The organism is Pseudomonas sp. S2_A05, from assembly GCF_054668485.1.
The window spans coordinates 5,114,251-5,134,247 of record NZ_CP162775.1; the positions used below are offsets into that span (position 1 = coordinate 5,114,251).

The 19,997-nt window shown below is 60.9% G+C and carries 13 protein-coding genes; 7 read left to right on the forward strand and 6 right to left on the reverse strand.

Features of this window, described 5'->3' with window-relative positions:
- Window positions 1-117: 117 nt before the first annotated feature.
- The 5 genes from ntrC to glnA all read right to left on the reverse strand — a co-directional run bounded on the left by ntrC (window position 118) and on the right by glnA (window position 5,735).
- Window positions 118-1,554 carry a nitrogen regulation protein NR(I) gene (gene ntrC, locus AB4O12_RS23280; protein WP_016772108.1) on the reverse strand — a complete coding sequence of 479 codons (1,437 nt, stop codon included), beginning with the start codon at window positions 1,552-1,554 and terminating at the stop codon, window positions 118-120.
- On the reverse strand, window positions 1,551-2,636 hold the full coding sequence (gene glnL, locus AB4O12_RS23285; protein WP_460059789.1) for a nitrogen regulation protein NR(II): 1,086 nt from the start codon (window positions 2,634-2,636) through the stop codon (window positions 1,551-1,553). The genes ntrC and glnL overlap by 4 nt, the downstream gene beginning before the upstream one ends.
- Window positions 2,637-2,866: 230 nt before the next feature.
- Window positions 2,867-3,490, reverse strand: a complete 624-nt coding sequence (locus AB4O12_RS23290) for a DUF4124 domain-containing protein (RefSeq protein ID WP_252887176.1) — start codon at window positions 3,488-3,490, stop codon at window positions 2,867-2,869.
- Complete coding sequence (locus AB4O12_RS23295; RefSeq protein ID WP_252879273.1) at window positions 3,487-3,999, reverse strand: DUF4124 domain-containing protein; 513 nt, start codon at window positions 3,997-3,999, stop codon at window positions 3,487-3,489. The genes AB4O12_RS23290 and AB4O12_RS23295 overlap by 4 nt, the downstream gene beginning before the upstream one ends.
- A 329-nt stretch (window positions 4,000-4,328) precedes the next feature.
- On the reverse strand, window positions 4,329-5,735 hold the full coding sequence (glnA, locus tag AB4O12_RS23300; protein WP_016772104.1) for a type I glutamate--ammonia ligase: 1,407 nt from the start codon (window positions 5,733-5,735) through the stop codon (window positions 4,329-4,331).
- 327 nt (window positions 5,736-6,062) lie between these two features.
- Here glnA and thiI point away from each other — a divergent pair, with 327 nt between their 5' ends.
- Both thiI and typA read left to right on the forward strand, forming a co-directional pair.
- On the forward strand, window positions 6,063-7,517 hold the full coding sequence (gene thiI / locus AB4O12_RS23305; protein ID WP_024011233.1) for a tRNA uracil 4-sulfurtransferase ThiI: 1,455 nt from the start codon (window positions 6,063-6,065) through the stop codon (window positions 7,515-7,517).
- A gap of 139 nt (window positions 7,518-7,656) precedes the next feature.
- Entirely contained in the window at window positions 7,657-9,477 is a 1,821-nt protein-coding gene (typA, locus tag AB4O12_RS23310; RefSeq protein WP_016772102.1) for a translational GTPase TypA, read from the forward strand.
- Window positions 9,478-9,693: 216 nt separating this feature from the next.
- Here typA and AB4O12_RS23315 read toward each other — a convergent pair whose 3' ends face one another.
- Window positions 9,694-10,131, reverse strand: a complete 438-nt coding sequence (locus AB4O12_RS23315) for a YkgJ family cysteine cluster protein (RefSeq protein ID WP_016772101.1) — start codon at window positions 10,129-10,131, stop codon at window positions 9,694-9,696.
- A gap of 259 nt (window positions 10,132-10,390) precedes the next feature.
- Between AB4O12_RS23315 and AB4O12_RS23320 the strand changes: the two genes are divergently transcribed.
- The 5 genes from AB4O12_RS23320 (at window position 10,391) to AB4O12_RS23340 (ending at window position 19,991) form a co-directional block, all read left to right on the forward strand.
- Entirely contained in the window at window positions 10,391-12,841 is a 2,451-nt protein-coding gene (locus tag AB4O12_RS23320; protein WP_041477535.1) for a glycogen/starch/alpha-glucan phosphorylase, read from the forward strand.
- A 251-nt stretch (window positions 12,842-13,092) separates the two neighbouring features.
- On the forward strand, window positions 13,093-16,674 hold the full coding sequence (locus AB4O12_RS23325) for a DUF2339 domain-containing protein (RefSeq protein WP_305382019.1): 3,582 nt from the start codon (window positions 13,093-13,095) through the stop codon (window positions 16,672-16,674).
- On the forward strand, window positions 16,671-18,035 hold the full coding sequence (locus AB4O12_RS23330) for a DUF3999 domain-containing protein (protein ID WP_460059790.1): 1,365 nt from the start codon (window positions 16,671-16,673) through the stop codon (window positions 18,033-18,035). Before AB4O12_RS23325 ends, AB4O12_RS23330 begins: the two co-directional genes overlap by 4 nt.
- A gap of 339 nt (window positions 18,036-18,374) precedes the next feature.
- Entirely contained in the window at window positions 18,375-19,385 is a 1,011-nt protein-coding gene (locus tag AB4O12_RS23335; protein ID WP_016772098.1) for a class 1 fructose-bisphosphatase, read from the forward strand.
- 3 nt (window positions 19,386-19,388) lie between these two features.
- Window positions 19,389-19,991, forward strand: a complete 603-nt coding sequence (locus AB4O12_RS23340; protein ID WP_095181050.1) for a DUF924 family protein — start codon at window positions 19,389-19,391, stop codon at window positions 19,989-19,991.
- The last annotated feature ends 6 nt before the right edge of the window (window positions 19,992-19,997 follow it).

Genomic DNA, 19,997 nt, shown 5'->3' on the forward strand with positions numbered 1-19,997 from the left:
CCGACCTGAGATACCGAGCCGAACCCAGGCCTCGAAACCACCCGAGATTGCTCCCTTCTCCCGGGAGAGGGCTGGGGTGAGGGGGATCGATCCTGAGTACACGGCAACCCTTAAGCGTTAACCCTCTTCCCCCTCATCATCATCCCCACCATCAACCTTCATCCCCAGTTCCTTGATCTTGCGCGTCAGGGTGTTCCGCCCCCAACCCAACAGCACCGCCGCATCACGCCGACGTCCTGCGGTGTGCTTCAGTGCCGTCTCGATCATGATCCGCTCGAACGCCGGCACTGCGCTGTCGAGCAGGCTCGACTGGCCACGGGCCAGGGCCTGATCGGCCCATTGGCGCAGGGCCTGTTCCCAGTTGGTCACTGGCGCCGAATCCTGCGGCAGGTTGAGCAGTTCCGGCGGCAGGTCACTGATGTGCACTTCGCGACCAGAGGCCATGACGGTGATCCAGCGGCAGGTGTTCTCCAGTTGACGCACGTTGCCTGGCCAAGGCAGGTTTTTCAGGTATTCCTCGGTCTCGCTTTTCAGCAGCTTGGGCTCCACCGCCAGCTCCTGCGCGGCGCGGCTGAGGAAGTGCCGGGCCAGAGTCGGGATGTCTTCGCGACGATCCGACAGGCGCGGGATGTGGATGCGGATCACGTTGAGGCGGTGGAACAAGTCCTCGCGGAACTTGCCGGCGTGGACGAGGGTTTCCAGATTCTGGTGTGTCGCAGCGATGATGCGCACATCGACCTTGACCGGCACATGGCCGCCGACGCGATAGAACTCGCCATCGGCCAGCACGCGCAACAGACGCGTCTGGGTGTCCGCCGGCATGTCGCCGATTTCATCGAGAAACAGCGTGCCGCCGTCCGCCTGTTCAAAGCGACCGCGACGCAAATTCGCCGCGCCGGTGAACGCGCCTTTTTCGTGGCCGAACAGCTCGGATTCCATCAGATCCTTGGGGATCGCCGCCATGTTCAGGGCAATGAACGGCGAGGCCGCGCGTGGGCTGTGGCGGTGCAGGGCGTGGGCCACCAGTTCTTTACCGGTACCGGATTCGCCGTTGATCAGCACGGTGATGTTGGAGTGGCTCAGGCGCCCGATGGCGCGAAACACCTCCTGCATCGCCGGCGCTTCGCCGATGATTTCCGGGGTGCGGGTCAGCGCCGGCACAACCTCCAGGCCTTGCTGTTCCTGGGCATGCTGGTTGGCGCGTTTGACCAGCGATACCGCCTCATCGACGTCGAATGGCTTGGGCAGGTACTCGAAAGCACCGCCCTGATAGGAGGCGACAGCGCTGTCCAGATCGGAGTGAGCGGTCATGATGATGACCGGCAGCCGTGGGTGCTGTTCGCGAATCCGCGCCAGCAGATCCAGGCCACTGGCGCCTGGCATGCGGATATCGGAAATGATCACGTCCGGCTGCTGCCGGGCCAGACGACTCATCACGCCATCGGCGCTGTCGAAGCTCTGGGTGGTCATGCCTTCCTGCTGCAAGGCTTTTTCCAGGACCCAACGGATAGAACGGTCGTCATCGACGATCCACACGGTTTCACTACGGCTCATGTCGATGTGGCTCCTTGTTCCAGTGGCAGGAAGATCGAGAAGGTGGTGTGGCCTGGATGGCTCTCACACTCGATCAGGCCCTGGTGCTGACTGATGATGTTCTGGGTAATGGCCAGACCCAGCCCGGTACCATCCGGGCGGCCGCTGACCATGGGAAAGAAAATGGTTTCCTGCAGTTCCGCCGGAATGCCGGGACCGTTGTCGATGATCTCGATCTTGGTCACCAGACGATGGCGGATGTGGCCGATGGTGAACTGGCGCATGGCGCGGGTGCGCAGGCTGATGCGGCCCAGGCGCAGCTCGTTCTGGCTGCTGATGGCCTGCATCGCATTGCGCACGATGTTCAGCACCGCCTGAATCATTTGCTCGCGGTCGATCAGGACGTCGGGAATGCTCGGGTCGTAATCGCGCACCAGGGTGATGCAGCCCCGGCTTTCGGCTTCGACCAGATGGCAGACGCGTTCGAGCACTTCGTGGACGTTGCACATGGCCAGCGACGGCAGTTTGTTCGAGCCGAGCATGCGATCGACCAGATTGCGCAGGCGGTCGGCCTCTTCGATGATCACATTGGTGTAATCGCGCAGGCTTTCCTCCGGCAGTTCGCGGGCCAGCAATTGCGCTGCGCCACGGATGCCGCCAAGAGGGTTCTTGATCTCGTGGGCGAGGCCGCGCACCAGCATCTTGCTGGTTTCCTGCTTGGACAGCTGCGCCTCTTCCTTGGTGATGCGCAACAGGCGATCACGCGGGTGCACTTCAAGCAAAAGCAAAGTCTCGCCGTTACTGAGAATCGGCGTGACCGCGTAATCCACGGTCAGCGTCTGGCCGGTGAGGGCGGTGAGCATCGCTTCACGCTTGGTGAAAGGGTGCGCCTGCTCCACGGCCTGACGCAGGGAATTGAGCGCCTCGGGGGATTCGGTGAACAGCTCGCTGATGAACTGGCCGTGGCTGCGCTGACCGCTGACGGCCAACAGCATCTCCGCCGCCGGGTTCATGTACTCCAGGCGCAGTTCGGCGTCGAGCAGGATGGTCGCCGTGGTCAGGTTGTCGAGCAGCAAACGGTGAATAGCGTCGCTTATGGTCATCTGGACCCCTTTTGGAGCAAGGCGTGCGCGAGAACAAAGCGCTGATGTCGGGAAAATGCAAAAACCAAACCAAGGCTCCGAAAAGAAGCGTTTAACCCCTGAAACAGGCGTTTGACGCGCGTTTGTATGGCACGAAGCCAGCTCAAACGGGAAGTTTCGAACCAAAATGGGTTGGGTTGTGGGCGAGATGCAGTTTAGTGCACCAATAGAGTGCGCGCGGCTGGCGGAGGTTAAAAGAAGCGCAGGAATGGATTTTTCGGCTCTTCAGGTTTGTCCTTGAGCGGACATTCCGGGCGCACGCCATAGTCGTCGGCAACGCAGGGTTTGACCTGACGTTTCTGCGCGAGGGAAATGCGCAGCATGTGGAACGGCTGATTGGCGGTGCGTTCCACGGTACGCCCGGCGGCGTCGAGGATTTCGATCGAAAGGCTGTGGCTGCCGCGATCGATATTGCTCAGCGCAAATACCGGGCTGACGCCGGGCTCGCCAGTGGCCTTGCCATCCAGCAGCAGGCGATAACGATGGCCGCTTTGCAGGCCGGGCTCGCTGGTGACGCTGACGATCAGCTCGCCGGCGCTGCTGCGCAGAGTGGCATCGGGCTCCGGGATCAGAATGCGCAGCATGTCGTAGTGAAAGGGCGCTGGTTCGGCGGATTTTTTCGCTGTGGTGATCGGCGCTGCGGTGTTGGCAGGGACAGCCATGCGATTGCTCGTCGCGATCGGCACTCGCTTGGCGTTGGCGCGTGGCTGGTCGGTATAGACGCGGTTGCCCTGCGCGTCGACATAGGTAAAGACCTCCGCCAAGGTGTACGTCGACATCAGCGCCAGAATGAGTGCCAGCCCCGCGCGGATCATGGCGTATGCACCCGTTGCACGGTGAAGACGGCTGGCGGGCTCTGCTGAACGACGCTTTGGCCGTCGATCACTTGCACGGCCAGGCGATGCTCGCCGCGATCGATGTTGACCAGTTGCAGAACCGGCACGTTGCTCGGCTGGCCATAGGGCTCGTCGTCCAGCACCAGTCTCAGTTGATGCGGCGATTGCAGGCGCGGTTTGATCAGGACGTTGACCGTGAAGGTGCCGTTGTTGGCGCGCAGCGCCTCGTCAGTGGGCAGACCGGCGAGTTCGAGGATTTCATAGGCGTTGCGCGCTGGTTGCGGTGCTTCGGGGCGGGGTGATTGCGGCGCACTCGGTGCTTGCGGCTCGACCCGATTGAGTGGCGGCAACTCGACCGGTTGCGCCTGCACGCCGTCCGGCGGCTGATTGCTGTACGCCGTGTTGCCGTTGGCGTCGGTGTACTTGTAGATCTGCGCGGCGGCGGGCAGGGCGATCAGCAGCAGAATGTAGAGAAGCGTGCGACCCATGAAATCGACCGGGGTTGGAAACTGTGGGTAGCAGCATAGGACAGGTGGGGCGGTTGGCCAAAACCGTTAATAACTGGAATTGAAAAGACTGGTAGCCAAAACACGGATCGTTCCCATGCTCTGCGTGGGAATGCCTCCTGGGACGCTCCGCGTCCAGTGACGCGGAGCGTCACGGGCTGCATTCCCACGCGGAGCGTGGGAATGATCAATGACCCACCGCTTTCGCGAGCAGGCTCGCTCCCACATGGAAAATGCGTTGCGCCGGGCAATAAAAAAGGCCTCCCGAAGGAGGCCTCTTGTGTCACGCCGCTTTACGCAGCGCTACCGGATCAGCAGCTGTAGTACAGCTCATATTCCAGTGGGTGTACGAAGGTGCGAACCTTGATTTCTTCTTCCGATTTCAGCGCGATGTAAGCGTCGATGAAGTCGTCGGAGAACACGCCGCCCTTGGTCAGGAACGCGCGGCCCTTGTCCAGCTCTTCCAGGGCTTCTTTCAGGCTGCCGCAAACCTGTGGAATCTCTTTCGCCTCTTCAGGCGGCAGGTCGTACAGGTTCTTGTCGGCGGCATCGCCTGGGTGGATCTTGTTCTGGATACCGTCCAGACCGGCCATCAGCAGAGCTGCGAAAGCCAGGTACGGGTTGGCAGCCGGATCCGGGAAGCGTGCTTCGATACGGCGGGCTTTCGGGCTCGACACGTAAGGAATACGGATCGAAGCGGAACGGTTGCGAGCCGAGTAGGCCAGCATTACCGGAGCTTCGAAGCCTGGCACCAGACGCTTGTAGGAGTTGGTCGCCGGGTTGGTGAAGCCGTTCAGGGCCTTACCGTGCTTGATGATGCCGCCGATGAAGTACAGAGCGGTATCGGACAGGCCGGCATAGCCTTCACCTGCGAAGGTGTTCTTGCCGTCTTTCCAGATCGACATGTGTACGTGCATGCCCGAACCGTTGTCGCCGTACAGTGGCTTCGGCATGAAGGTCGCGGTGCGGCCGTAAGCGTCGGCAACGTTGTGCACAACGTATTTCAGGGTCTGAACTTCGTCAGCCTTCTTCACCAGGGTGTTGAACTTGACGCCGATTTCGTTCTGGCCGGCAGTTGCCACTTCGTGGTGGTGAACTTCAACCGACTGACCCATTTCTTCCAGTGCGTTGCACATGGCAGTACGGATTTCGTGGTCGTGGTCGAACGGTGGAACCGGGAAGTAGCCGCCTTTCACGCCTGGACGGTGACCCTTGTTGCCACCTTCGATGTCCTGGTCGGACATCCACGAACCTTGCTCGGAGTAGATCTTGAACATCGAGCCGGAGATGTCCGACTTGAATTTGACCGAGTCAAAGATGAAGAACTCAGGCTCCGGACCGGCGAATACGGTGTCACCGATACCGGTGGCTTTCAGGTGCTCTTCGGCGCGCTTGGCGATCGCACGTGGGTCGCGATCGTAGCCCTGCATGCTCGAAGGCTCGATGATGTCGCACACCAGAATCAGGGTTGGGTCTTCGGTGAACGGATCGAGCACGGCAGTTTCGTCGACCGGCATCAGGATCATGTCGGAGGCTTCGATGCCTTTCCAGCCGGAGATGGAGGAACCGTCGAACATCTTGCCGACTTCGAAGAAGTCGTCATCCAGCGCATCGCGAGCCGGCATGGTCACGTGGTGCTGAGTGCCTTTGGTGTCCGTGAAGCGCAGATCAATCCACTTGACGTCATGATCTTTGATGAGTTGAACCGACTTCGACATAGTGTCCTCCGGGTGAATTAGGGCGGGTAGTGGATGCCCTTAATAATGGTGATGCCGGCGCGAATACTCTGCCAAGGCAACCTGCCTCACAAGGGAGCAAATTGCATGCCAGTGCCCCAGCATGGGTTTTTTGCCCCAAATTCACGCTTATTAAGGCGTGCGAGGTACTGAATCGACAAATCCCGCCCCTTAATGTTGCGTTTAAATTCAGAAATGACCTGTTTTGGTGCAAGCAAAACCTTCTGCACATTAACTGGTTAAACCTTGAGCAATTTCCGCTATAATCCGCGCCCCCCTTTTTCGGCTGGCCGTTCGCGCGCTGTTTTCATGAAACTTATCGTAAAAGTCTTCCCCGAGATCACCATCAAAAGCCGACCTGTCCGGACGAAATTCATCCGCCAGTTGGCCAAGAACATCCGCACCGTGCTCCGTGACCTGGACCCGGCCGTGGTGGTGAACGGCGTGTGGGACAATCTCGAGCTGGAAACCCGCGTTACTGACCCCAAAGCCTTGAAAGAGATGGGCGAACGCCTGACCTGCATGCCGGGTATCGCGCATTTTCTGCAGATCGACGAGTACCCGCTGGGCGACTTCGACGACATCACCGAAAAGTGCAAACAGCACTACGGCGATGCACTGGCCGGGAAGATTTTCTCGGTGCGCTGCAAGCGCGCAGGCAAGCATGCCTTCAGCTCGATGGACGTGGAAAAATACGTCGGCAGCAAGCTGCGTCGCGAGTGCGGTGCGGCCGGAATCGACCTTAAAGCACCGCAAATCGAAGTCCGTATCGAAGTTCGCGACAAACGGTTGTTCGTGATTCACAGCCAGCACAACGGCATCGGCGGCTACCCGCTCGGCGCGTTGGAGCAGACGCTGGTATTGATGTCCGGCGGCTTCGATTCGACCGTGGCGGCTTATCAGATCATGCGTCGCGGCCTGATGGCGCACTTCTGCTTCTTCAATCTCGGCGGGCGTGCCCACGAATTGGGCGTGATGGAAGTCGCGCACTTCATCTGGAAGAAGTACGGCAGCTCGCAACGCGTGCTATTTGTCAGTGTGCCGTTCGAGGAAGTGCTGGGCGAAATTCTCGGCAAAGTCGATAACAGTCATATGGGCGTGGTTTTGAAGCGTATGATGTTGCGCGCCTCGTCCGAGATCGCCGAACGCCTGCACATCGATGCACTGGTGACCGGTGAAGCGATCTCCCAGGTGTCGAGCCAGACGCTGCCGAACCTGTCGGTGATCGACTGCGTGACCGACAAACTGGTGCTGCGGCCGCTGATCGTCGCGCACAAGCAGGACATCATCGACACCGCCAACGAGATCGGCACCGCCGATTTCGCCCGGCACATGCCGGAATACTGCGGCGTGATTTCGGTCAACCCCAAGACCGCCGCCAAGCGTGGCCGGGTTGAGCACGAAGAGAAAGAATTCGACATGGCGGTACTCGAGCGCGCGCTCGCCAACGCCAAACTGGTGCCGATCGATCGGGTAATCGACGAGTTGGGCCAGGATTTGCAAATTGAAGAAGTCAGCGAAGCGCTGGCCGGTCAGATCGTCATCGACATCCGCCACCCGGATGCCGCCGAGGATGACCCGCTGGAGCTCGCCGGCATAGAGGTACAGACGATGCCGTTCTATGCAGTGAACGCACGTTTCAAGGAACTGGACCCTACTCGCCAGTACCTGCTGTATTGCGACAAAGGCGTGATGAGTCGCCTGCATGCCCACCATTTGCTCAGTGAGGGGCATGCCAATGTGCGCGTTTATCGACCGAGCTAAGTGCCCGGGGCTGTTTGCCTGTGGCCTGCGTCACCGGCCCCCCGACACCGCCGTCAAGCTGTAACGGCCATGCCGGACACTACTGCTAATCGCTGCCATGACTTGTCAGCAAACCGAATCCTCTGATCGAGATACACAAGTGATCGAAAATCTACGCAACATCGCCATCATTGCCCACGTTGACCACGGTAAAACCACCCTGGTAGACAAACTCCTGCGTCAATCCGGCACCCTGGAGCGCAACGAGCTCAACGACGAGCGCGTGATGGACTCCAACGACCAGGAAAAAGAGCGCGGTATTACCATTCTGGCGAAGAACACCGCCATCAACTGGAACGGCTACCACATCAACATCGTGGACACCCCGGGCCACGCCGACTTCGGCGGCGAAGTTGAACGCGTAATGTCGATGGTCGACTCCGTTCTGCTGCTGGTTGACGCTCAAGACGGCCCTATGCCGCAAACCCGTTTCGTGACCAAGAAGGCTTTCGAAGCCGGCCTGCGTCCAATCGTGGTCATCAACAAGGTTGACCGTCCAGGCGCGCGTCCGGACTGGGTTCTGGACCAGATCTTCGACCTGTTCGACAACCTCGGTGCGACCGAAGAACAACTGGACTTCCAGGTTGTTTACGCTTCGGCCCTGAACGGTATTGCCGGTCTGGACCACACCGCCATGGCGGAAGACATGACTCCGCTGTACCAGGCAGTAGTCGACCACGTTCCGCCTCCGGCCGTTGATCGTGACGGTCCGTTCCAGATGCAGATCTCCGCTCTGGACTACAACAGCTTCCTGGGTGTTATCGGTGTTGGCCGTATCGCCCGTGGTCGCGTCAAGCCGAACACCCCGGTTGTCGCTATCAGCGCCGACGGCAAGCGTCGCAACGGTCGTATCCTGAAGCTGATGGGTCACCACGGTCTGCACCGCATCGACGTTGACGAAGCAGCAGCTGGCGACATCGTCTGCATCAGCGGCTTCGACGAGCTGTTCATCTCGGACACTCTGTGCGATATCAACACCGTCGAGGCGATGAAGCCGCTGACCGTTGACGAGCCAACCGTTTCCATGACCTTCCAGGTAAACGACTCGCCATTCTGCGGTAAAGAAGGCAAGTTCGTGACCTCCCGTAACATCAAGGATCGTCTGGACAAAGAGCTGCTGTACAACGTTGCACTGCGCGTTGAAGAAGGCGACTCGGCTGACAAGTTCAAGGTGTCCGGCCGTGGTGAGCTGCACCTCTCGGTACTGATCGAAACCATGCGTCGCGAAGGCTTCGAGCTGGCCCTGGGCCGTCCTGAAGTGATCATCCGTGAAGTCGACGGCGTGAAGCAGGAACCGTTCGAAAACGTCACCATCGACATCCCTGAAGAATCCCAGGGCAAGGTCATGGAAGAGATGGGTCTGCGTAAGGGCGACCTGAGCAACATGGTGCCGGATGGCAAGGGCCGTGTTCGTCTGGAATACAACATCCCTGCTCGCGGTCTGATCGGTTTCCGTAACCAGTTCCTGACCCTGACCAACGGTGCTGGCATCCTGACCTCGATCTTCGACCGTTACGCTCCAGTGAAGTCGGGCCACATGTCCGGCCGTCAGAACGGCGTTCTGGTTTCGGTTGAAACCGGCAAGGCTCTGACCTACTCGCTGGAAACCCTGCAGGCCCGTGGCAAGCTGTTCGTAGAACACGGCCAGGAGATCTACAACGGTCAGATCGTTGGTCAGAACAGCCGCGACAACGACCTGGGTGTCAACCCAACCAAAGGCAAGAAGCTCGACAACATGCGTGCTTCGGGTAAAGACGAAACCATCGCTCTGGTTCCACCTGTTCGCTTCACCCTGGAACAGGCTCTGGAATACATCCAGGAAGACGAGCTGTGCGAAGTCACTCCTAAGTCGATCCGTCTTCGCAAGAAGATCCTCGACGAAAGCGAGCGTACCCGCGCTGCCAAGAAAGCCAAGGCGTAATCTAGCCCTGGAATAGAAAACGCCCCCGGTCGCGAGACCGGGGGCGTTTTTGTTTGTCTGGCGTTTATGCAGTGTTTGCACTGGCCCTTTCGCGAGCAGGCTCGCTCCCACAGTGGGATTTCGGGTGCACACAAAATCCGTGTTCACTGATCTCTATTGTGGGAGCGAGCCTGCTCGCGAAAGCGGCCGATCAGCCGCCGAAAACTTCCCCAGCGATCAAAATTTGTCGATGGCCCGGAAATTCTGCACCCGCTCGACTTCTTTCGGCTTGTACGCGCAATACCCCGGCCGCGGCCCGATCTTCGGGTGGTTGCGGCAGGTGTCCGGGCGCTTGTCATAAATGGTGCACAGGCGGGTTTTACGATCCAGGTAATAGCAGTCGTTGTTGCTCATGCGCTGCAGGGTGAAGATCCCCGACTTCTGATTGAAGCGCTCGACCAGACCTTCCTTTTGCAGACGCTTGGCGATGTTCTTTGGCGGATCGCCCAGTTCGAACTCGTCGACCACGCCGATGCGCACCAGATCCTTGATCTTCACTTCGACCGGCAGCGTGCAGCAGCTGGACATGCACGAGCCGCACATCGGCGCCGAGTATTTGGCCCACGTATCGAGACGATCAATCTCGGCGGCGGCGATCAGGTTGGGCTTCATCATCGGGAGTTACCAGGTGTGTATGCATCAGGGCGCGCGATCATACCGGGAGCGGTGGAATTTTGAACAACCTTTCGCCGGATATTTTCGCAACGACTGCAATTTGCCCGACAGGACGGCACGGCCCCTGCATTCATTGGCTCATCCGCCAGGGTTATGTCGGACTGGTGCACAGTCCGGGCAAATACTGCCGAACCAGAGCCGTTACCGCCGGTCAGACCGTCTAGGCTCAGAAAATTCCCGCTCGCTCGAGGTCCTGTTGATGACTCAAGAACCACTAGTTCGCGAAGCAGAGGTGGCCGCGTTCCGCGACGCCGTCCTGACCAAACTCACCTACGCCGTGGGCAAAGACCCCGATCACGCCTTCGACCATGACTGGTTCGAAGCCATTGCCCTGGCTGCGCGTGATCACATGGTCGAACACTGGATGGACCACACCCGGCAGATCTATCGCAAAGGCCAGAAGCGGGTTTATTACCTCTCGCTGGAATTTCTCATCGGCCGTTTGCTCTACGACAGCCTGAGCAACCTCGGCCTGCTCGACGTCGCCCGTGAAGCGTTGACCGAACTGGGCGTCGATCTGGAGCGCATTCGTCTGCTGGAGCCCGACGCGGCGCTCGGTAACGGCGGCCTCGGTCGGCTCGCGGCGTGTTTCATGGAAAGCATGTCCACCCTCGGCATCGCCGGCCATGGCTATGGCATTCGTTATGAGCATGGCTTGTTCCGTCAGGCGATCGTCGATGGCTGGCAACAGGAACAGACCGAGCACTGGCTGGATTTCGGCAACCCGTGGGAATTCGAACGGCCGGAAGTGGCCTACCCGATCGGCTTCGGCGGCAGCGTCGAAACCGTCACCGATGCCTCCGGCAAGACTCGTCAGGTCTGGTCGCCGGCGGAAACCGTGCGCGCAATTGCTTATGACACGCCGGTGGTCGGCTGGCGCGGGGCGAGCGTCAACACTCTGCGCCTGTGGCGTGCCCGCGCCATGGAAGACCTGCACCTGGAACGCTTCAACGCAGGTGACCACCTGGGCGCCGTGGCGGAAGTGGCCCGCGCCGAGAGTATCTCCCGCGTCCTTTATCCGGCCGACAGCACCGAAGCCGGGCAAGAACTGCGCCTGCGTCAGGAATACTTCTTCGTCGCCGCTTCGTTGCAGGATCTGCTGCGCCGTCACCGCAACATGCACACCTCGGTGCTGACCCTCGGTGATCACGCGGCGATCCAGCTCAACGACACTCACCCCTCGATTGCAGTGGCCGAGCTGATGCGCCAACTGGTCGACGTCTACGACGTCGCGTGGGACGCAGCATGGCAAGTCACCGTCGACACGCTGTCGTACACCAACCACACGCTGCTGCCGGAAGCACTGGAAACCTGGCCGGTCGGGCTGATGGAACGCATGCTGCCACGGCACATGCAGATCATTTACCTGATCAACGCACAGCACATCGATTCGTTGCGGGCCAAGGGCATTCATGACTTCGACGTGTTGCGTGCGGTGTCGCTGATCGAAGAAGACAACGGCCGCCGGGTGCGCATGGGCAACCTCGCGTTCCTCGGTTCGCATAGCGTCAACGGCGTGTCCGGTCTGCATACGCAGCTGATGCGCAAAACCGTATTCGCCGAACTGCACAAGCTCTACCCGGAGCGGATCAACAACAAAACCAACGGCATCACCTTCCGCCGCTGGCTGTATCAGGCCAACCCGGAACTGACCTCGATGCTGATCGACGCTCTCGGCCCGGATGTGCTCGACCATCCCGAAGAGCGCCTGCTCGAACTTGAACCGTTCGCCGAGAAAACCGCCTTCCGCAAAGCCTTCGCCGAGCAGCGGTTGCACAGCAAGAAGGCGCTGGCCTATCTGATTCACGAGCGCCTCGGGATCGCGGTCAACCCGGCAGCGATGTTCGACGTGCAGGTCAAACGTATCCACGAATACAAGCGTCAGTTGCTCAACCTGATGCACACCGTGGCGTTGTACCAGGCGATTCGTGCCGAGCCGGAAGTCGACTGGGTGCCACGGGTCAAGATCTTCGCCGGTAAAGCGGCGGCGAGTTATCACCAGGCCAAGCTGATCATCAAACTGACCAACGACATCGCTCGGGTGGTGAACAACGACCCGACCGTGCGTGGCCTGCTGAAAGTGGTGTTCCTGCCCAACTACAACGTCAGCCTGGCCGAAAGCATCATCCCGGCGGCGGACTTGTCCGAGCAGATTTCCACCGCCGGTTTCGAGGCGTCGGGCACCAGTAACATGAAGTTCGGCCTCAACGGCGCGCTGACCATCGGCACCCTCGACGGTGCCAACGTGGAAATGTGCGAGCGCATCGGTGCCGAGCACATGTTCATCTTCGGCCTCAGTGCGCAACAGGTTGAGGCGCGCAAGCAGAACCACGAGTTCAGCGCCGTACCCGACATCGCTGCCTCCCATCGTTTGAACGATGTGCTGCAAGCGATTCGCAGCGGTGTGTTCTCGCCGGACGATACCTCGCGTTATACCGGGCTGATCGACTCGTTGATCGACTATGACCGCTTCCTGGTCTGCGCCGACTTCGACTCCTACTGGGAAGCGCAGAAGCGCGTCGATGCGCACTGGCACGACTCGCAGAACTGGTGGCGTTCGGCGGTGCTCAACACCTCGCGGATGGGCTGGTTCTCTTCCGACCGGACGATTCGCGAGTACGCCACGGATATCTGGAAAGCGCTGGAGTAACTTTCCCCGACAAATCTGCGCAAGGCCCAACGTTTGTTGGGCCGGATCGATATACTGAGCGCCGGTTAAAAGGCATCAATCACCGCCGTACCCTGTGGGAGCGATCCTGCTCGCGAAGCGATCGTCGACTTAAACAGAAATGTTGGCTGACAATCCGCCTTCGCGAGCAGGCTCGCTCCCACACGGTTTGTGCCTAGACTGAAGCCATCGCCGGACTCGCCCCGCCCCGGGGCTGCTTAGGGATATCGACCATGCAATGGATGTTCATGTTGATCGGGCTGGTGCTCGGTGGACTGCTCGACGAGTCATTCAGTGGCGCGCTGTTGGGTGCGCTGCTGGGGCTGGTCATCGGCCAGATGCTGCGCATTGCGCGCCTCGGCTCGCAGGCGGCGGAGCAACAGCGTCAACTCGAGCAGGTGCGCGAAGCCTTGCAAGGCGTGGCCCAGCGGCTGTTTGTGCTGGAAGGTTCGCCCTCGCATGCGCCCGCGCCGCCACCTGAAGCCGAGCCAGTCGCCGCACCCGTCGACGTGGCTGAGCAGGCTGCCCCGACCCCTGAACTGATCTGGGAACTGCCTCCCGAACTCGAACCGATTTCCGCCGTTGCCCGCGAAACCAGCCAGCCGCTGCCGGCCGATGTCTGGCGCGCCGAACCGGCTCCTGCGGCACCGCCACAAAAGCCCGCCGAACCCCGTGGCCCGAACCTGATCGAGCGCGGCATCAGCGCTGCGCGCAACTGGCTGTTTGGCGGCAACACCGTGCTGCGCGTCGGTGTGGTGCTGCTGTTTTTCGGTCTGGCATTTTTACTACGTTACGCCACCGAAGGCATGGTGGTGCCGATCGAGTTGCGTTACACCGGCGTCGCGGCAGCGGCGTTGGCTCTGCTTGCGCTGGGCTGGTGGTTGCGCCGACGCAACAGCAACTATGCATTGATGCTGCAAGGCACCGGGATCGCGGTGTTGTACCTGACGGTGTTTGCGGCGATGCGTCTGCATCCGTTGCTTGATCCGTCCGCTGCACTCGGTTTGCTGGTCGCGGTGACGGTGTTCTCGGCCATTCTGGCGATCACTCAGGATGCACTGGGGTTGGCCGCAGCGGCAGCGTTGGGCGGTTTCGCCGCGCCGATTCTGACGTCTACCGGCGAAGGCAATCACGTCGCACTGTTCAGCTATTTCGCTCTGCTCAACGCGGGCATTCTTGCTATCGCCTGGTTCAAGGCCTGGCGCCTGCTCAACCTGATCGGTTTCGTCGGCACCTTCGGTATCGGTTTCGCCTGGGGGCTGCGTTCCTACACGCCGGAACTGCTGTGGAGCACCGAGCCGTTCCTGATTGTGTTTTTCCTCATGTACCTCGCCATCGGCCTGCTGTTCGCCCGGCGTAAATTGCGCGAAATGGCGGGTGCCCCGGCGGAGGCTGACCGCGAGGCGCTGCTGCAATGGTCGGCCCGCAAGGGTGATTACGTCGACGGCACCATGCTGTTCGGCCCGCCGATCATTGGCTTCGGTCTGCAGTTTGCGCTGGTGCAGCATCTCGAATTCGCGGCGGCGTTCAGTGCTCTGGCGCTGGGCATGATCTATATGACGCTGGCCAAAGTTTTGATGGGCGGGCGCGCGATGCTGCTAGGTGAAACCTGCCTGGCGCTGGGAGTGATTTTTGCCAGCCTGGCGATTCCGCTGGGGCTCGATGCGCGCTGGACTTCTGCGGCGTGGGCCGTGGAAGGCGCAGGGATTTTCTGGCTTGGTTTACGTCAGCATCGACCGTTTGCCCGGGCCTTTGCCTTACTGCTGCAACTGGGTTCGGCACTGGCGTTTCTCAGCCAGTTGCAGCCCGGCGAGAGCAGCCTGCTCGACGGCGCACCGCTGGGCGCGCTGATGCTTGGCGCCGCGCTGCTGTTCAGTTTCCTTCAACTGCGCAAGGCTACGCCCGAGCAGACATCGCCGTGGGAAAGGCAAGGCCTGCCGCTGCTGGCGTGTCTGGGCCTGACGTTCCTTTATCTACTGGCACCGTTGTTCCTGTTCATCCAGGGCACGGCAATCAGTTGGGCCTTGGCCGGGTTGGCGACTTTGTTCGTGGGGCTGCGGATTCAATCACGCACATTCCTGTTCACCGCGTTCGCCGTGCAGTTGCTGGGCGGCGCGTTGTTCCTGCTGCGCCTGCAAACTGCCGGTGAAGATTCGGCGGCGGTGTTCAGCGCTGGCTGGAGCGGTTTGCTCAGTGCGTCCTTGATCGGACTGGCCTTGATTGGCGGCATGCTGCTCGCGGCTCGCGATGAGATGGTGCGCGCTGATGTGCGTCTGCTGCGCGGCTTGTCGGTGGTGTTGCTGGCGGGGTTGGTGCTGATCAATCTGGCGGTACTGTTCGTGCTGCCGTGGCAAACCGCGAGCGCGGTGTGGGCGGCCAGCGGTTTGCTGATCATCTGGCTGAGCCTGTACCTGCAACAGCGTCTGAGTTTCGTTTTCGGCCTGCTGTTGCAGGTGATCGGCGGCGTAGCGTTTCTGCTCGCCGGCCCCGAATGGCTCGGGCCGCTGTCCAGCGAAGGGCTGAAACCGTTGGCCCATGGCGGCTTCTGGACACCGCTGGTGCTGGGGCTGGCCGCGCTGATCGGCGCGTGGCGCTTGCAATTGGGCAACCATGCCACGGCTTTTGATGCCTTGAGTTTGCAGCGCTTGTCGCAAGTGCTGCTGGTCTGGGGCGCCGGTTGGTGGACGCTGGCGTGGGTCGGCGAGATCCTGCGTTTCGCTTCGCCGAACCTGCAAGGCGCATTGTTGCTGCTGGTCGCTGCGATCAGTGTGGCGCTGTGGACGATTTTGTCACTGCGCTTGAAATGGCCGGCGCTGGGGTTGCTCTGCACCTTACTGATTCCGGCGGCGGCGCTGGTCTTGCTCGGCGCGTGGCATGCACGCTATCACCCGGCTGCCGACTTCGGCTGGCTGGCGTGGCCGGCGCTGTTCGCGGTGCACTTCTTCACCCTGCGCCGCCTGGCGTCGATCTTGCCGGCGCGCGCATTGAGCGCGGCCCATGTGTTCGGTTGCTGGCTGTTGATTGGCGTGCTGGCGCTGGAGTTGCGTTACGGCCTGCTGTTGTTGTCTGAGCAGTACAACGCGTGGCGGTGGCTGGGCTGGGCGATTCTGCCGAGCCTCTATCTGTTGCTGATGGCTGCTCCCCGTTCGTGGCCGTGGCCGGTGGCCGCATTTGCCCGCGAGTACCGCTTGTACGCAGCGGCACCGCTGGCGGTGCTGATGCTGGCGTGGTTCTGGCTGGCCAATGGCGTCAGCGATGGCAATGCCGAACCATTGCCTTACGTGCCGCTGCTCAACCCATTGGAGCTGGGTCTGCTGTTTGCGCTGTTCGGCGTTTATGCCTGGTCGCGCAGCGCCGTCGCGCAGCTGTCGATCCGTCAGGATTATGCCGACAAGGCTACGCAACTGATCGCCGGGGTTTCGCTGTTCGCCTTCTGCACCGCGCTGGTCACCCGCGCGGCGCATCACTGGGCCGGCATCCCGTTCGAGCTTGATCAACTGCTCGCGTCGATGCTGGTGCAGGCCGGCCTGTCGATCGTCTGGACGTTGATGGCGCTGGGGCTGATGATCGGCGGCCATCTGCGCCATCGCCGCGAAGTGTGGCTGATCGGCGCGGCGCTGATCGCGCTGGTGGTGGCCAAGCTGATTTTTGTCGAACTGAGCAACCGTGGCGGCCTCGCCCGGATCGTCTCGTTTATCGGCGTTGGCGTGTTGCTGCTGGTGGTCGGCTACTTTGCGCCGCTGCCACCCAAACGCGTCGAGGCTGAACCGGCGGCGGACAAACCCGCGCCGGAAACCGAAGGAGTTGCATCTTGAGTCGCATGCTGAATCTGGGTTGGTTGGCGCTGGGCGTGGTGATGGTCGCTGGTGCTCAGGAAAAACCGGCGGACTTCGCCACGCAAGTGCCGTTGACGGTGAGCGGCAATGGCCCGTGGTATCGCCTCGACTTGCCGCTGAGCGCGCAATTGCAGGCGCGCCAGACCGATCTCAGCGACCTGCGTGTGTTCAACGCCGCCGGCGAAGCGCAGGCCTACGCCTTGGCTCGCGAATCGGCGCAGACCCGCGACGACGGCAAGCTGCACGAGGTCAAATGGTTCCCGCTGTACAACGCCGCCGACGCCAGCGAGCGCGCGCCGAATGTGCGCGTGCAGTCGACCACCAACGGTACCCTGGTCGAAGTGCAACCGTCCTCGCAACTGGAGGCGGGCGAAGAAGTGCTGCGCGGCTGGCTGCTCGATGCCAGTGCGATCAAGGCACCGTTGCAGCAGTTGATCCTCGACTGGACCAGCGAGCGCGACGGTTTCCAGCGTTTCAGCATCGAGGCCAGCGACGATCTGCAGCACTGGCAGTCATGGGGCGAGGGCCAGGTGGCACGGCTGACCTTTTCCGATGAGCGCATCGAACAGCACGAAGTGACCCTGCCGGGGCAGACCGCGCGCTATGTGCGCCTGCTGTGGGAGTCGCTGGGTTCGGCGCCCGTCCTGACGTCGGCGCAATTGAAAAGCAGCGACCCGCGCAACCTGCCGCTGCCTTTGGTCTGGTCGCCCAGCGTGGCCGGCAGCAGCACCAAGTCCGGGGAATACATCTGGCAGTTGCCCCTGGGGCTGAATGTCGAGCGGGTGCAGATCGAGCTGAAACAGCCGAACAGTCTGGCGCCGGTCACGTTGGCCGGCCGGCGCGAGAGCAACTTGCCGTGGCAGCCACTGAGCAGCGGTTTGCTGTATCGCCTGAGCCAGAACAATCAGGACGTGGTCCAGAACGAAATCCCGCTGTCCGGGCAGACCGTGCAGCAACTCAAGCTGACCGTGGATGAGCGCGGCGGCGGTCTGGGTGAGCAGGCGCCGGACCTGAAATACGCGGTGCGCGCCACGCAGGTGATCTTCCTCGCCCGGGGCGAAGGGCCGTACAGCCTGGCCTTGGGCAATGCCACGGTGAAAACGGCGAACCTGCCGCTGGCAACGTTGATTCCGGATTTCAAGCCAGAAAAGCTGGCGAGCCTGGGCAAGGCGACGGTGCAGGACGAAGCGAAGGCCACGCAAACTTCGGCGGCGACGACGGCTGCGGTGGCCGGGACCAACTGGAAGAAGTTCGGGCTGTGGGCGGTGTTGCTGCTCAGTGTGGTGTTTCTCGGGGCGATGGCGTTCAGCCTGTTGCGCAAACCGCCAGCCAATACCTGAGCATGGCGGCGCTTTGCGCCATTCGCGAGCAGGCTCGCTCCCACAGTGATCTCGGTCGTTCACATATTTTGTGTACACCACACATCCTGTGGGAGCTGGCTCGCCAGCGATGGCGGCCGGTCAAACAACAAAAATTCATCAGACTGCCGCTATCGCTCAACCACCACCCGCCCCATTTCCAACTACGCTAAACCCGACACCTGAACTCTCCACCAACAATCACGTCTCATACAGGCAAATACACCCAGGCGCAGGTTAGCCGGCGTCTTCGCTCGCTAGGTTTTCAGACTCCCTGTAAACTGCGCGGGTTTTCCGCCCCCCATTCCACCGGAGCCGTCCATGTCCCGCGTTACCTTGAGTCGCTATTTGATTGAGCAGACCCGCAGCAACAACACTCCTGCCGATCTGCGCTTTTTGATCGAAGTGGTAGCGCGTGCCTGCAAGGAGATCAGCCACGCCGTGTCCAAAGGCGCCCTGGGTGGTGTTCTGGGCAGCATGGGCACCGAGAACGTGCAAGGCGAAGTGCAGAAGAAGCTCGACGTGATCTCTAACGAGATCCTGCTCGAAGCCAACGAATGGGGCGGTCACCTGGCCGGCATGGCGTCCGAAGAAATGGACAACGCCTACCAGATCCCGGGCAAATACCCGAAAGGCGCATACCTGCTGGTCTTCGACCCACTGGACGGCTCGTCGAACATCGACATCAACGCCCCGGTCGGCACGATCTTCTCGGTATTGCGTTGCCCGAACGAATACCTGAGCCAGAACGAGCCGCTGAACGAAAAAGCCTTCCTGCAGCCAGGCACCCAGCAAGTGGCCGCCGGTTACGCCATCTACGGCCCGCAGACCATGCTGGTGCTGACCCTGGGCGACGGCGTCAAAGGCTTCACCCTGGACCGCGAAATGGGCAGCTTCGTACTGACTCACGAAGACATCACCATCCCGGAAACCACCCAGGAATTCGCCATCAACATGTCCAACCAGCGCCACTGGGAAGCCCCGGTACAGCGCTATGTCGGCGAGCTGCTGGCCGGTGAAGAAGGTCCGTTGAAGAAGAATTACAACATGCGCTGGGTCGCGGCGATGGTTGCCGACGTACACCGCATCCTGACCCGCGGCGGTCTGTTCATGTACCCGCGCGACAGCCGCGAGCCGTCGAAACCGGGCAAGCTGCGCCTGATGTATGAAGCCAACCCGATGTCGTTCCTTGTCGAACAAGCCGGCGGCGCGTCCACCGACGGTCACCAGCGCATTCTCGACATCCAGCCGGAAGGCCTGCACCAGCGCGTTGCAGTGTTCCTCGGTTCGAAAGAAGAAGTCGCCCGCGCCACGGCCTACCACAAGGAATAAACCATGCACGCGCCCTGGCAGCCGTTGCTCGACTGGTGGTTCGGACACGCCGAATCAGCCAGCGAAGTGGCGGCCGAAAAGGGCAAGTTGTGGTTCGGCAAGCGAAACAGCCAGGACCTCGAAGCGCAGACGCGTTTCGGGGTCTTTGTCGATCAGGCCCTGGCCGGCGAATTGACTGAGTGGACGCAATGTCCCGAAGGCTGGCTGGCGGTAGTGCTGCTGCTCGATCAGCTGCCGCGCATGATCTATCGCGACACTCCCAAAGCCTTTTCCGGTGATCTGCGCGCTCAGAAGCTCGTCGCTCAAGGCATTGCAGCGGATTTCGATCGGCAGTTGAAACCGATTCAGCGTGTGTTCATTTATCTGGTGTTCGAGCACTGCGAAAACCTCGCGGTGCAGAACGAAGCCGTTTCCAGATTTATTGAATTGGTGGCTGAACAGCCAGAGTCGGAGCGGGCGGTGTTTGCCGATAACCTGGACTACGCCGAGCGGCATCAGAAGGTGATTGCCCGGTTTGGAAGGTTTCCGCATCGCAATGCGGTGTTGGGGCGGGAGTCTACGTCTGAGGAATTGGAGTTCCTGTCCAGGCCCGGCTCAAGATTCTGAATCTTC